13 protein-coding genes are annotated in these 14297 nt (G+C 63.6%); 8 read left to right on the top strand and 5 right to left on the bottom strand.

From position 1 onward, the window contains the following. Positions 1-41 precede the first annotated feature (41 nt). Positions 42-1139 carry a hypothetical protein gene (locus FJ434_RS23695; protein WP_140751325.1) on the bottom strand — a complete coding sequence of 366 codons (1098 nt, stop codon included), beginning with the start codon at positions 1137-1139 and terminating at the stop codon, positions 42-44. Positions 1140-1235: 96 nt separating this feature from the next. Between FJ434_RS23695 and FJ434_RS23690 the strand changes: the two genes are divergently transcribed. The 3 genes from FJ434_RS23690 (at position 1236) to FJ434_RS23680 (ending at position 2898) form a co-directional block, all read left to right on the top strand. Beyond that, positions 1236-1673 carry a DsrE family protein gene (locus FJ434_RS23690; RefSeq protein ID WP_140712540.1) on the top strand — a complete coding sequence of 146 codons (438 nt, stop codon included), beginning with the start codon at positions 1236-1238 and terminating at the stop codon, positions 1671-1673. 71 nt (positions 1674-1744) lie between these two features. Continuing rightward, on the top strand, positions 1745-2530 hold the full coding sequence (locus tag FJ434_RS23685) for an SDR family oxidoreductase (protein ID WP_140504834.1): 786 nt from the start codon (positions 1745-1747) through the stop codon (positions 2528-2530). Positions 2531-2589: 59 nt separating this feature from the next. Further along, complete coding sequence (locus FJ434_RS23680) at positions 2590-2898, top strand: putative quinol monooxygenase (protein ID WP_140504832.1); 309 nt, start codon at positions 2590-2592, stop codon at positions 2896-2898. On the opposite strand, the gene FJ434_RS23675 is transcribed toward FJ434_RS23680, so the two are convergent. Next, entirely contained in the window at positions 2895-3785 is an 891-nt protein-coding gene (locus tag FJ434_RS23675; RefSeq protein ID WP_027146405.1) for a LysR family transcriptional regulator, read from the bottom strand. The two genes, FJ434_RS23680 and FJ434_RS23675, sit on opposite strands and share 4 nt — an antisense overlap. 148 nt (positions 3786-3933) lie before the next feature. On the opposite strand from FJ434_RS23675, the gene FJ434_RS23670 reads away from it, so the two are divergent. Then, the gene (locus FJ434_RS23670) at positions 3934-5469 is read left to right on the top strand and encodes an MFS transporter (RefSeq protein WP_140751327.1); all 1536 of its coding nucleotides are present in this window, start codon (positions 3934-3936) and stop codon (positions 5467-5469) included. A gap of 38 nt (positions 5470-5507) precedes the next feature. Here FJ434_RS23670 and FJ434_RS23665 read toward each other — a convergent pair whose 3' ends face one another. Next, positions 5508-6284 carry an alpha/beta hydrolase-fold protein gene (locus FJ434_RS23665; RefSeq protein WP_140751329.1) on the bottom strand — a complete coding sequence of 259 codons (777 nt, stop codon included), beginning with the start codon at positions 6282-6284 and terminating at the stop codon, positions 5508-5510. A gap of 5 nt (positions 6285-6289) precedes the next feature. Continuing rightward, complete coding sequence (locus tag FJ434_RS23660; RefSeq protein WP_140751331.1) at positions 6290-7456, bottom strand: ATP-grasp domain-containing protein; 1167 nt, start codon at positions 7454-7456, stop codon at positions 6290-6292. A gap of 394 nt (positions 7457-7850) precedes the next feature. On the opposite strand from FJ434_RS23660, the gene leuA reads away from it, so the two are divergent. The 4 genes from leuA to FJ434_RS23635 all read left to right on the top strand — a co-directional run bounded on the left by leuA (position 7851) and on the right by FJ434_RS23635 (position 13335). Continuing rightward, on the top strand, positions 7851-9590 hold the full coding sequence (gene leuA / locus FJ434_RS23650; protein ID WP_140712550.1) for a 2-isopropylmalate synthase: 1740 nt from the start codon (positions 7851-7853) through the stop codon (positions 9588-9590). Between the two features lie 248 nt (positions 9591-9838). Next, complete coding sequence (locus tag FJ434_RS23645) at positions 9839-11605, top strand: tetratricopeptide repeat protein (RefSeq protein WP_140751333.1); 1767 nt, start codon at positions 9839-9841, stop codon at positions 11603-11605. 205 nt (positions 11606-11810) lie between these two features. Further along, complete coding sequence (locus FJ434_RS23640) at positions 11811-12611, top strand: alpha/beta fold hydrolase (protein WP_140751335.1); 801 nt, start codon at positions 11811-11813, stop codon at positions 12609-12611. Between the two features lie 109 nt (positions 12612-12720). Next, the gene (locus FJ434_RS23635; RefSeq protein WP_140712556.1) at positions 12721-13335 is read left to right on the top strand and encodes a hypothetical protein; all 615 of its coding nucleotides are present in this window, start codon (positions 12721-12723) and stop codon (positions 13333-13335) included. Here FJ434_RS23635 and FJ434_RS23630 read toward each other — a convergent pair. Then, entirely contained in the window at positions 13319-14248 is a 930-nt protein-coding gene (locus FJ434_RS23630; protein WP_140504812.1) for a metallophosphoesterase, read from the bottom strand. The two genes, FJ434_RS23635 and FJ434_RS23630, sit on opposite strands and share 17 nt — an antisense overlap. Positions 14249-14297: the final 49 nt, after the last annotated feature.

The following is a 14297-nucleotide window of genomic DNA, read 5'->3' as shown; positions in this document are numbered from 1 at the left end:
AGCTCCGTCGCGGAGACCCTGGGATGACGAAGCGCCAGGTCTCAAGGCGCGCAGGCCGATTGCGGCATTGACTCCAGCCGATAGACCTTGTCGTCGGACGCGGTCTTCCCGACGGCCGCCTTCGAGCAGAGGTCGACAACCGCCAGGCTGCTATTGGGATTGGCCAGCATGATGGTGCCGTTGGCGCCGCGCTTGAGGAAGATTTCCTTTTGCGCGATGTCGCAGGAAAAATTGCTCGTCTTCGAACTCGCGGCACAACGCCACTGGTCGGCTTCGCCCTGGCACGAATAGGTCTGCGTGACCTTGGCCACCTTCTGCCGCGTGGTGACGGAGACGACAATGTCAGCGCCGTCGGGCCAGTTCGCGACATCGTCCCCGGAGGCGAAGGAGGCCAGTTCCACCGGCCCGCGGAACACCCGGATCGACTGGGTCAGTTGGTCGGGATGCGAACTCATATGCGCCGCGTCATAGTCGCGCCCGTAGCAGAAGGCCTGGTCGGGTTTGAACCGCTCGCGCAGCGGCGGCCCGAGCGCCGGATCGATCGGATCGATCCGCGCGAACTCTGCCTTGCAGGTTCCGGGAGGCATCGGGTCGAGGCGGAAATTGTCGTCTTCCTTGCCCAGCGCCTGCCTGTCGTATTCAGCCGTGCCGAGTTCTTCTTCCGAACCGGCGTCGAGATAGATATCGGACGACAGGTTCGACAGGATCAGCCTGCCCTTGTCGTCGACCTTCAGCGACGCCAGCGTGCGGTCGCATTCCATGCCGCAGCGGATCAGGCCCGATTTGCCGTCCTCGGACTCGTGATTGCACCAGCCGCCGGCCCATTCCGGCGCCTTGGCGCCGCGCACCGTGGTGATGAGGAAACCATTGTAGGATGTATCAGAATTGGCGCCCGGTTCCTCATTGGGACGGCTGACTGGATCATGGCCGTAGTAGAAGAAAATCCGCGCCACCTTCTGCTTCGGATGCGCCTTGAGATGCGCCGGGTCATAGACCCGGCCGAAACAGGCGTCCGCCCCGTTAGGGCTGAGTTCGGTGAGCTTGAGCGCATCGCCAGCAAAAGCAGAACCCGTAAGTCCGCCAAGCAGTGCGGCGCCGAACCCGGCGCCGGCGAGCGTTTTCCATTCCCTGAACGCCATGTGACCCCCTCCTCCGCATCGACAGGACGTGACGTCAATTTATGCTAGTATTGCTGCTTGAGCCACGCAAATCGCGGTGAAATCTGAGGGGATGCCATGCGCCGACGTGACATGTTCCAGGCGGTTCTCGCCGGAGCCGGAACGCTTCTCGGCCTGCGCGCGGTACAGGCAGCGACCACCGAGCCTGTCAGGTTGAAGGTCGCCTATCATCTCAGCGATCTCGACAAGGTCAATTTCGTGCTCGGCAACGTCAAGAACCACTATGAGGGCACCGGCGGCAATGTCGAGATCGCGCTGGTCGTGCATGGTCCGGCGCTTGCCGCCTTCAAGTCGAAGGGCATATCGGCGGCGATTTCGGGGCGCTTTACCGGTCTTGTCCAGCAAGGGCTCGACCCGCATGCTTGCGGCAACACCATGCACGGCATGGACATCACGCTCGCCGACCTGCTCCACGGATTCCATACCGCCGACAAGGGCGGCGTCGTCAAGCTCGCTGAATTGCAAAGCCAGGGCTATGTCTATCTCAGGCCTTGAAGCGGCACTGACTTGAATGCAAGGGTTGGCAAGACCCACCAAGATGTCGGAAAATCCCCGGAGGAACAGCAGTGCCAGAGACAGCCCTTGGTCTTGTCATCCCCGATCTCGCCGGCAAGGCGGTGCTGGTCACCGGTGCCTCGACCGGCATCGGCGCGGCGCTCGCGCTCGCCTATGCCGAGCAGAAATGCAAGGTGGCGCTGCACTATAATTCCAGCCGCGATGCCGCCGAGAAACTCGGCCGGAACATTCGTGACGGCGGCGGCGAGGTCTTCCTTGTCCAGGGCGACTTTTCTCTCCCCGCCGATGTCGAACGCGTCGTCGAGGACAGCGCGCGACATTTCGGCCGCCTCGACGGGCTGGTCAACAATGCCGGCGGCATGCTTGGCCGCATCCCCTATGCCGAGCAGACCGAGGCGCATTACGACGCGGTGATGGACCTCAACGCCCGCTCGGTGCTGACCGCCTCGCGCAAGGCGATGCCATGGCTGAAGAAACAGGGCGGCTTCATCGTCAACACCTCATCGATCGCGGCGCGAAACGGTGCAGGTGGCGGCGCGGGTCTTTATGGCTCGGCCAAGGCCTTCGTCTCCAACGTCACGCGCGGTATGGCCAAGGAACTGATCGGCTTCGGCATTCGCGTCAACGCCGTGGCGCCGGGCACGATCCTCACCCCCTTCCACGAACGCTATTCGACCGATGAGCAGGTGAAGGGCATGGTCGCAACCATTCCGCAGGGCCGCGCCGGCACGGCGCAAGATTGCGTCGGAGCCTATCTGTTCCTCTCATCGGACCTGTTGAGCGGCTACATCACCGGCCAGGTGATCGAGGTCAATGGCGGCCAGTTGATGCCTTGACCGGCGACCGGCATACTGGACACACTCCTTTCGCGCCAACCCAGGGGGAAGACGAGGACATGTATGGATTGATCGGCAAGATGCGGGCGGCGCGCGGCCAACGCGACGCGGTCATGACTGTGCTGCGCGAGAGCACCGGCGCCCTGCCCGGCTGCCTGAGCTATATCGTCGCCACCGACCCTGCCGACGCCGACGCGATCTGGGTGACCGAAGTGTGGACCGATCAGGCAAGCCACAAGGCATCCCTGCAGCTTCCCGAGGTGCAGGCGGCGATCGCCAAGGCACGGCCCTTCATCGCCGGCTTCGAGTTCCAGGTAGAAACCCATCCCGTCGGAGGCTTCGGCCTGCCAGAGAGCAAAACTGGCTAAGGCGCGCGCGCTGCAAGGCGCTCGGGCAGGAAATCGACGAAGACGCGCACCTTTGGCGAAAGGTGGCGATTGGAGGGCCATAACATCCGGAACTGGCCACGACCGTCGACATGATCGTCCAGCACGGTGCGCAGCCTGTCCTCGCGCAGCGCCTCCCGCACCAGGAAATCGGGCATGCAGGCGATGCCGAGTCCGGCAATCGTGGCGCCTTTCAACGCTTCCATGTTGTTGCAGGTCAGCATCGAACGGATCAGCGGCTGGGCGCTGCCGGTAATGAATGGCCAGTCCAGCAGCCTGCCGCTGTTGAGATAGCGGAAGTTTATGCCGAAATGCCCGATGAGATCCGCCGGCACGCCGGGTATGCCATGGCGATCGAGGTAGGAGGGTGCCGCGCACAGCAGCATGCGGAAGGGCGCAATGGGTTTCGACACCAATCGTGAATCGGGCAGCTCGCCGCTGCGGATCGCGACGTCGATGCCTTCTTCGATGACGTCAACGATCCGGTCGTTGAAATCGATATCGAGCTCGATCTCGGGATAGCGCGCCATGAACTCCGACAGCACCGGCAGCAAAAGATGGTAGGTGACGATCGGGGTGGAGACGCGCAGCCGCCCACGCGGCGTCTCCCGTGTCCGCGACAGCATCGCCTCGGCATCGTCGATGTCGTCGAGAATGCGTCGCACGCGCTCGTTGAACAGCTTGCCCTCCTCCGTCAGGCCGATCCGCCGCGTCGAGCGCTGCAGCAGCCGCACGCCGAGCTCCTGTTCGAGCCGCGCCACACTTTTGCCGACCGCCGAAGCGGAGATGCCGAGCGCCCGCCCGGCGGCGACGAAGCTGCCGAACTCGGCGGTGCGGGCGAAGGCCAGAAGGCCGCTTAGGCGATCCATCATGCTGCTCCATTCGAGCGTTTCAGTCCGTTATGTCGAGATATTTGATACCATTTCTCCGGAGCCGTTGCAGACCTATCTTGGTCCGCATGACCGGGCGCCGCGATTGAGCGGCATGCCGGCGCAGACTACTCAGATAGGAAAATCCATGACCTTGAAGATCACCGCCGGCCCGGCCGAGAGATGGCTCGTGCTCTTGTCCGTATGCCTTGCTGCCATGACGATGCCCCTGACCTTCACCGGCCCGGCCGTCGCGCTCTCCCGCATCGCGGCCGATCTCGGCGGCAGCCCGATCGCGCTCAATTGGGTGACCAACGCCTTCATGCTGACCTTCGCCGCCAGCCTGATGGCGGCGGGCGCTCTGGCCGATAATCATGGCCGCAAGCGGATCTTCCTCGTCGGCCTCGCCCTCTACATCCTTGCTTCGCTCGGCGCGATGCTGGCGCCCGACATCGCCTGGTTCGATATCTTCCGGGCCGCGCAAGGGCTCGCTAGTGCATTGGCCTTTGCAGGCGGCGCCTCGGCACTTGCCCAGGAATTCGAGGGACCATCGCGGCTGCGCGCCTTCTCCTTTCTCGGCACCAGTTTCGGCATCGGGCTGGCCTTCGGCCCGATTGCCTCGGGCCTGCTCATCTCCGCATTCGGCTGGCGGTCGATCTTTGTTCTGGTCGTGGCACTCGCGGTTGCCTCGGCAATCCTTGGCCTGCGCACCATCAGGGAATCGCGTGACCCGGATGCGACCGGCCTCGACTGGGCGGGCGCCGGCACGTTCACCGTCGCGCTGGCCTCCCTGACCTATGGCGTGTTGCAGGCGCCGCAGAGCGGCTGGGCCGATCCTCTTGTGGTAACGCTTCTCGGCGTGGCCGTCCTTTGCTTTGGGCTGTTCGTCGTCGTCGAGCGGCGCGTGCGCCGGCCGATGCTCGATCTCACCCTGTTTCGCTATCCGCGTTTCGTCGGCGTGCAGTTCCTGGCGGCGGCGCCCGCCTACGGCTTCGTCGTCCTGCTCGTGCTTTTGCCGATCCGCTTCATCGGTATCGAGGGGATGAGCGAAATCAAGGCCGGCCAATTGATGATCTGCCTCTCCGGACCGTTGCTGGTCCTGCCCTTGCTCGCCGGCCAGCTGGCGCGCTGGATCGCTCCGGCCACGATCTGCGGCGTCGGCCTGCTCGTCGCGGCGGCCGGTTTGGTCTGGCTGAGCCTGACGCCATCGATCGGCGTCGCGCTGGTCGCGCCGCTGATCCTGATCGGCGTCGGCATCGCCTTGCCCTGGGGATTGATGGACGGGCTCGCCGTCAGCGTCGTGCCGACCGAGCGGGCCGGCATGGCGGTCGGCATCTTCAACACCACCCGTGTTGCTTGCGAGGGTGTGGCACTGGCCATCGTCATGGCGACGCTGTCAGGCTTCACCGCCGCGCAACTCGCCGCTCGAGGCGCTGTGTCTTCCAGCGATGCGGGCTCCGCCGCGCAATTGCTGGTGACCGGCAATGTCGGCGAGACCGCGCAACATTTGCCGATGGCCGGCGCCACCGTTCTGGTCGAGGCCTATGAAACGGCGTTCGACAGGCTGCTGATCGTGCTGGCGGCAATCACCATTGTCACCGCCCTTGTCGTCTTTCTCGGCCTGCGTCGCGGATCGGCGGCGGAACACGAGGTCGTGCCGCTGCCGGCCTGCCAGGAAGGGTAGGCATCAGCCATTTGCAGGACAGCTGGATATCAATGCACCTAGTCCAGTCTGTGCATCAGATCGTCATCAAGCCAGCGGCCGAAGAAATAGGCCAGCTGCTTGTGCCACCACGGCCAGTCGTGGCTGACGTCGCCACCCCAATAATCGACCCAGGCGGGAATGGATTTGTCGCGCAGGATCTGTTCCAGCTGGCGCGTATCGACCAGCATGCGCTCCTCCCAGGCGCCCTGCCCGCAGCAGAAGATCAGCCTGAGCGCCTTCAGCCGCGCCAGCAGCTTCGGGTCGACGATCCCTGGCAGATAATCGAGCGGCGAGTTGTAGAAGATGTCCCCGTCGAGCGCCTTGCCGAAGAAATCACGCGCCGAATAGACCCCCGACAGCGAGATGACGCCGCTGGCGAGTTCGGGAAAACGGAAGACGAAGTTCGAGGAATGGTAGCCGCCCATCGAACAACCTGAGAACAGCGGCTTCAGCCGCCGTCCGCCATTGGCCTGCGCGGCGGTTTCCAGAAATACCGGCAGCGCCTCCTCGCGTAGGTAGCGGAAATAGGCCTCGTGGCGGGCGATACGGTGCGCGGCATCGACATGCCTGGCGAAGAAGGATTCCGAATCGATGCCGTCGACGGTGAACAGCTGGATGCGGCCGGTGTCGATGAATTCGGCGAGCGCCCCCACCCCACCGGAATCCTCGAACTGGTAGAACCGGCCCTGCGAGGTCGGGAACACCACGACAGGCCGGCCGGCATGGCCGTAGCGCTTGTACTCCATGTCGCGGCCGAGCTTGGGGGCGAAAGCCTTGTGATAGGATATGTCCATGGGCCTCAAGCCTTTTCCGCGTGGATATAGGCCACCGCCTCGCGCAGCTCCGCCTGATCCTTCGAGCGCATCTGGTAGGCGTAATTCCCCATGGCGCGGCTGAAAACCTCTTCTATTGGCTGATGATGGACGATCTTGTCGCGGTGCGCGGCTAGCACGTCCGCATGGCTGTGCAAATAGTCGAGGTGGCGCTTGCGGCTGGCATAGGCGGTGAAATACTTGCCCTCATAAGGGCCGCCGGCGGCGTCCTTGACCACCATGTCCGCCCACGCCGCGTAGACATCGATGTCGAACGTGTAGTTGATAGCGTCGGTCATCCATGCGCCGGGCGGGCGCATGTTGACCTCCAGCGCGATGATACGGTCATCCCTGGTCTCGAACAGCTCGATGTGGAAAAAGCGTTCGCGCACGCCGAATGCTTTCAGGATCTTGCGGCCGGCCTCCTCGACGACAGGCCTGATCCGGGGAAAGCAGGTGTAACTCATGTGGCGGTCCTTGTTGACCACATCCATGACGCTCTGGTCGTAGCGGTGGCTGGCCGCCAGCACCACCTCGCCGTCGCGGTTGACCAGCCCGTCATAGGTCACCACCAGCCCCTCGATGAACTGCTCCATGACGAAGGTCACATCGTCCGGCTTGTCCCGGAAGAACTGGTCGAGCTCTTTCGCATTGGAGATCTTGAACGTGTTCGAAGCGCCGGAGCCTGAGTCCGGTTTGACCACCACGGGATAGCCGACGCGGCGGATGAAGGTCATGGCGCCGGCCCGGTCGGAACATTTGCGCTGTGCGATCGTCTCGACGCCGCTCTTGCGGAAAAAGGCGCGCATACGGCTCTTGCGCTTCAGATTCTTCACGAAATCGAGCTTGGTGCCGTAGATGTTGAAGTCTGTGCGGATGTTGGCTTCCAGTTCCAGCCAGTGCTCGTTGAGCGATTCGAACCGGTCGATGCGACCCCATTTGTGGATGAAATGCCCTATCGCCCGGAACACCGGCTCGTAGTCCTCCATGTCGGCTACGCGGTAATATTCCGAAAGCGCTGCCTTCAGCTTGCTGTCCAGAGCGTCAAAGGGTGCGTCGCCAATGCCGAGCACCGTCGCGCCGGCCTTCTTCAGCCGGTCGCAGAAATCGGCGCCATTGGCGGGAAAATGCGGCGAGAAGAACACGAAATTCATGGACAACCCCCTGCCGGCGGCACCCCGCCACCGGTCAAGTCTGGCGCATTTGCAGCGCGCGGGGAAGAGCACCCACGCTAGGGATAAAATTCGGCCCCGCTTGCCTCCAACAGGTCGCTCCTGTATGAGAGCGGCCATGAACACGCGCGCCACCACCGCTTCCCGTCGGACCGGCTTTGCCGGCGAGACCGTGCGCGCGCTTGCCTCGACCCTGCTTCTTCTCGGCCTTATCGGCGATCGCCGGGTTCGCTGAAGGAGCGCCCGGCGGTCGAACCGCCGCGCAAGCGCATGCTCCTTGGCAAATCATATCAAGCGAACGAAATTCTGGTAAAGGCGCCGCTTGGCACCACATCCGCCTGAAAGGTGGACCCGCCAGCCGCCGGGAGAAACGACGATGAACGCACGAGAAGACATCCGCGCCAGCGAGGCCGCTACCGGCAAGCAAGGTGGCCGGGGCATGCCGGACGCAGCCCGAAAATATCAGCCCTACCCTACCGTCGGCCTCACCGACCGGACCTGGCCCTCGAAGGTCATCGACAAGGCGCCTATCTGGTGCTCGGTCGACCTGCGCGACGGCAACCAGGCGCTGATCGATCCGATGGGCCACGAGCGCAAGGCGCGCATGTTCGGCCTGCTGCTCGACATGGGCTTCAAGGAGATCGAGATCGGCTTCCCGTCGGCTTCGCAGACCGATTTCGATTTCGCCCGCTGGTGCATCGAGGAAGGCAATGTGCCGGCCGATGTGTCGTTGCAGGTGCTGGTACAGTGCCGGCCCGAACTGATCAGCCGCACCTTCGAGGCGCTGAAGGGCGCCACCAACCCGATCGTGCATTTCTACAACTCGACCAGCGAGTTGCAGCGCCGTGTCGTCTTCGAGAAAGATGTCGGCGGTATCAAGCGCATCGCCACCGACGCCGCCAAGATGATCACCGAGATGGCGGCCAAGGCCGGCGGCGGCTATCGCTTCGAATATTCGCCGGAGAGCTTCACCGGCACCGAGCTCGAGGTCGCGCTGGAGATTTGCAACGCCGTCACCGAGATCGTCAGGCCGACGCCTGACAACAAGCTGATCATCAACCTGCCGTCGACGGTCGAGATGTCGACGCCCAATATCTATGCCGACCGCATCGAGTGGATGTGTCGCAATCTCGACAACCGCGAAAACCTGATCATCTCGCTGCATCCGCACAATGACCGCGGCACCGGCATCGCCACGACCGAACTCGGCCTGATGGCCGGCGCCGATCGCGTCGAAGGCACGCTGTTCGGCAATGGCGAGCGCACCGGCAATGTCGACATCGTCACGCTGGCGCTCAACATGTACACGCAAGGCGTCGATCCCGGCATCGACTGCTCCGACATCAACCGGATGAAGGACGTCTACGAATATTCGAACCAGCTGAAGATTCCCGAGCGCCATCCCTATGTCGGCGAGCTCGTCTACACCGCCTTTTCCGGCTCGCACCAGGACGCCATCAACAAGGGCATGAAGGCGCTGAAGAAGGCCAACACGCCGCACTGGGAAGTGCCGTACCTGCCGATCGATCCGGCCGATGTCGGCCGCAGCTATGAGGCCATCATCCGCATCAACTCGCAGTCGGGCAAGGGCGGCATCGCCTATGTGCTGCAGGCCGATTACGGCCTTAATTTGCCGCGCAACCTGCAGATCGAGTTCAGCCAGGCGATCCAGGCGATCACCGACGCCGAAGGCAAGGAAGTGCCGGCAAAGCGTATTCATGACCGCTTCCTCGAAACCTATGTCGACCAGCCGGGCGCCCGGCTGAAATTCCTCGACCACCACACCTATCCGGATACCGAGGTGAAGGGCCGGCGCGTGGTCGAGGCGGTCATCCTCGACAATGGCAAGGAAATGACGATATCGGGCACCGGCACCGGCCCGATCGACGGCTTCGTCGATGCGCTGTCGCGCCATGTCGGCGTCGAGATGTCGGTGCTCGATTATTCCGAGCATTCGATGCAGCGCGGCTCGAATGCGTCGGCAATCTCCTATGTCGAGATGGAATATCCCGGCGGCAAGCTGTTCGGCGCCGGCATCAACACCAACATCGTCGCCGCTTCGCTGGAAGCGGTGACGTCGGCGGCCAACCGTATCGTCGGCCGCAAGGCGCGATAGCATCGGCGGTCGGCGGCGCGGGAGGCAGGAGCAGCTCCCCTCGCGCCGCCATTTTTTCAAGCCCGCACAAGGCTTTGGCCTCGACTGGCCTCCCACGACCATCCCGTGACCGACACCGGCCCGGACGTTAACCACCGGAAAAATATCCGGTGAGGTACGCGATCGCATAATGCGTGTATACTTGTATGGCGGTGCGGGCATTATATGATCCGTGCCTTAACCTGTGCCGACTTCGAGAGGATCGACACTTGCAGCATGCCACGCCTGCCGCCCCCGCAGTGCGCGAAACATTGGAGCGACTGCTTGCCAGCGAAACGTTCGGAAGATCCGAACGGGCACGCAAGCTGCTGCGCTATCTTGTCGAGCGCGAACAGGCAGGCGAAGCCGATAGGCTCAAGGGCTTTTCCATCGCCATGGATGTCTTTGGCAAGGATGGCGATTTCGATCCTTCGACCGACGCGGTGGTGCGGGTTCAGGCCGGCCGGCTGCGCGACTTGCTGCAGCAGTATTTTGCCAATGAAGGTGTTGCCGAGCCTGTCCGCATAGCCATTCCGCGCGGCGGCTATGTCCCGGCCTATGAGCTCAATGCAATCCGCTTGCCGGAGACGTCCCAATCCGCCATCCAGAACGGAGCGGCGGCTCCATCGGCGCAACGCGACACTGCCGAAAGTGCCATTCCGGCCGCTGCCTTGCCGGCACCGATGGTCGCGTCGGCGCCGGCGGTGGCACGTCACCTTAGATTTTTCTGGATGGCGATCGCCGTTGTCATCGCCATGCTTGGCGTTTTGATCCTGCGTCAGGGCAGCGGTGCGCTGCTGGCAGGCGGCGACCTTGCGGCCACGCTCGAGACCGCGAGCCTGACCGGCAGCGTCGCGTCGTCCAGCGAGGACTTGCCGCTCGTCTACATCGCCGTCAAGGCCAGCGGCACGGATGCCAGCCGTGTCGCCGCAACACTGCGCGCCGGCCTGAGCGGCTTCGATACGATCGACTTCATCGGTCGCGACACGGTCGACACGACCGATCCGGTCACCAATGCCACGAGCTTCATCTTCGACATTCTGCCTGGACCGGATACGGGTGACATCACGATCGAACTGCAGAGCGTGGCGACCGGACGGGTGCTTTTGTCGCGCAACCTGACCGCCGCCGACAGCGCACCGACCGCCGTCGAGAGCCGTATAGCCGGCATCTTGACGTCCGCTCTTCCCGATTCCGGCACGATCTACAGCTATCTCGAACAGAGCGGCATACAAGCCGGCCTGACGCAGTGCCTGTTGTTCAACGGCAAATACTATCTCGACCAGAACGCCAGGACCCACGAGGCCGCCTATCGCTGCCTCGAAAACCTCGCCGAAAACGGCGCCAAATCGTCGCTGGTTTATTCCGAGCTCGCTTCGTTGCAGCTCGAGGCCGTGAACGACCACTACGCCTACCCGCCGGATGCGACGATCGACAAGGCGCTTACATTCGCCCACCGCGCCGTGCAGATGGGACCGACCAGCCCCAACGCGCATCGCGCCTATGGCTACATCTATTCGCGACTTGGCAATGCCGACGAGGCGCTGCGCTGGATGCGCAAGGCCTACGATCTTAACCACTATGATATAGCCATGGCTGCCGCCTACGGCTACGGACTGATTTTCGCCGGCCGGTATGCCGAGGGGACGCCGATCCTGGCCCAGGCCGTGGACGCCTCCAGCGGTCATCCGACATGGTGGGATTTTGGACTTTTCGCCGGCGAACTCATGCTGGGCGACACGAACAAGGCGGCGATCGCCAGTTCCTCTTTGAGAACAACCGCAACGAAATCGCACTATCTTGCCGCCCGGCTGATCGGCGCCAAGATCGCCGGTCAGGACAATCTGGCGCGCAAGCTGCTCGACGAGCTGAACGCCAAATTTCCAAAATTCGCCGCCAATCCGCGCGCGACCTTCGTTGACCGAAAATATCCGGCCGATCTGACCGAGCGCTTGGTCGGCGCGTTACGCGCCGCCGGACTCGGCAGCGCTGGCTAACGCCAAGCGATATCCACGGCTTGTCCCGCTGACATTGTCGATTTCGTACGCACCGATCACCGAATATCGGTCAGCTGGCGAGTTCTGTCATCAACCGTACAAATCGCGAAAATTTTACTGGCCATCGCGCAGGACGAGGCGCAATCCAGCCACAATTGACCGTGGTCTCGCGTTTCTCATAGCCCTGCAGCAAGTCCCCAGCTTCATGATTTCATCGCTTCATGCCACCGAACAAGGTGCCGGTTCGAAGACCATCGTTCTACTGCATGGTTTCGGCGGCTGCCACGATATTTGGCACGAAGTGGTCCCGTCGCTGTTGCCTGCCGCTCGCACACTCGCTTATGACTTGCCGGGGCACGGGCAGTCGCTCGATTTCCCCGGCGCCGGCCCGGCCAAGGTGGCGGCAAGGGCCGTCCTGGCCGATCTCACCGCGCGATCTCTGAAGCGCGTTCATCTGGTGGGCCACTCGATGGGCGGCGCGGTGGCGGCGTTGATGGCGCTGGCCGAGCCCCAGAAGGTGGCGTCGCTGACGCTTCTGGCGCCTGGCGGCTTCGGCGCGGAGATCAACGGTCCGCTGTTGCGCCGCTTTGCCGCCGCAAGGCGCCCACCCGACATCCGGGCGTGCCTCGTCGCGATGTCGGGACCACTGACGCGGCCCATCGATCACACCGTGGACGCCCTTGGGGACATGCGCGAGCGACCCGGCCAAGTGGAGAAATTCATCGAGATTGCTGCCGCCATGACCAGCAACGACCGGCAGGGCGTCATCCCGCGCGACCGGTTGGAAACGCTGGCCATGCCGGTGATGGTGGTATGGGGCAGCGACGACTCTGTGCTGCCCTTTACCCACACGGATAATCTGCCCGCGCAATTTCACGTGCACCACGTGCTGGGAGCTGGCCATATGCTGATCGAGGAGGCGCCCGATCTGGTCGCCACGATCATCCAGCGCAACATGAACCGCCGCGCCAGGCCCTTGCGCCCGAAACTCGCCGCGACCGGTTGACACGTCCGCGCGACCCCGCCCGGACGCCTCCCCCGCCTTGATCTCGCCAGTGCATTTTGCCGGCGGCTGTGTTAACTGCATGTTAACCAAACCCGCGAGGCCGACGCCGATGAAGGACGCAGGCGAGAAGATCGATCCATCAAGCAAACTGTCCGACGCCATCCGTGACGTGAAGAACGCCTTCGCTGACCGCGACGATGTCGTCGTCGACATGCGCGAGGCGCACCGCATGCGCCTCGACCTCCTGGCCGCGGACCTCGCACCCGTCTTTGCCGACGTTCCGGCCGACATGGACAATTTCGACTTTGTCGTCTCCTCCGGGCTACAGCCGCGCCTGTGGATCGACGCCGTCAGCCATGTCGCGATGGGGCGCGACCGCCGCACCTACCGCTTCCTCAAGGACACACGCGTTGGCCGGGTCGTGCTTGCCGAATCGACCGAGATGAAACCTGTCGCCGATTCCGTGACGCGTTATGTCGCCGAGCGCATCGTCGAACGCCAGAGGATGATGGAGGGTGGCGTCGAGCCGGCGGTCGCCGGCATGAGACGCGCCAAGGTCGCGGAAGCCGAGCCGCCGCTGCGAGCGTCGACGCAAGGCAAGGGCTGGTCGGCCTTCCTGTCCGGCCTTGGGCTGATCGCCGCCGGCGGACTGGTTGGTCTCGCGGTGTCGGCTGCGCTGTTCTGGGACCGCCTCGCGGCCATGGTTCTCAACTGGCGGCCATAGCCGCGTCGGCCTCGACACCGAGCTCCAGGGTCTGCAGATCGGCAGGCGGTAGGGACGGCCCGGTCAAGCCGCGCCGCGTCAGGTGGATACGCCAGTTTCCCTTTTCGCCGTCGATCTCGAACAGATTGTACTGCGCGGCGGGATGTTTGCCGCCTGGCGCCTGGCCGGCGGCGGCGACGCCGACGAACGGGACCTTCGCACCGCGGAGCCCGATCTGGAACAGCGACGGCAGATGTGAATGGCCGTGCAGAACAAGCTCCGCGCCGTGACGGCGGATGATCTTGTGAAAGCGGGCTATGCCGAACAGCCGCTTGTGCTGGGAGACGGCGCCCCGCACCGGGGGGTGATGGATCATGATGGCGCGGAACAGCCCCTGCTTTGCCGTGCTCTCGAGGATCTTGCCGAGCCGAGCCGCCTGCTCCTCCATGAAGAAACCATTGGCCATGAAAGGCGCCGTGGCGCGCGCCGTCGAGACGCCGATCAGCGCGACGTTGCCGCGCACGCGCAGATAGGGGAAGGCATTGCGGTCGACCGGCGTGTTGACACCGTCGCCGCTCATCCACGCCGCCCATGACCGGCAGATCTTGTCGAAGGCACCGGGCACATAGGCATCATGGTTTCCCGGCACGACCGAAACATCATGCGGCGGCCCCAGCGTCTCGAGCCAGTGTTTGGCCATCTCGATCTCGCCGTCGAGCGCCAGGTTGACGAGGTCGCCGGTGACGGCGAGATGGTCCGGGTTTTGCGCCTTGATGTCGGTGACGATGGCGTCGATGACGGCATCGTGCATGTGGCGGCGGCGATTGCGCTGCCAGTTGACGTAGCCGAGCACGCGCTTGGACGCGAGATCGCGATAGGATACATCGGGGAGCGGCCCCAGATGGACATCGGAAATATGCGCGAGCCTGAACATTCCTCCTTCATAGGCGACGTGCACGCGGCTTTCCACCCACGGTTTCGCT

The organism is Mesorhizobium sp. B2-5-13 (genome assembly GCF_006440535.1).
Lineage (GTDB): Bacteria > Pseudomonadota > Alphaproteobacteria > Rhizobiales > Rhizobiaceae > Mesorhizobium > Mesorhizobium salmacidum.
The sequence above is the reverse complement of the archived record's forward strand: the minus strand, read 5'-3'. Positions and strand labels throughout refer to the sequence as shown.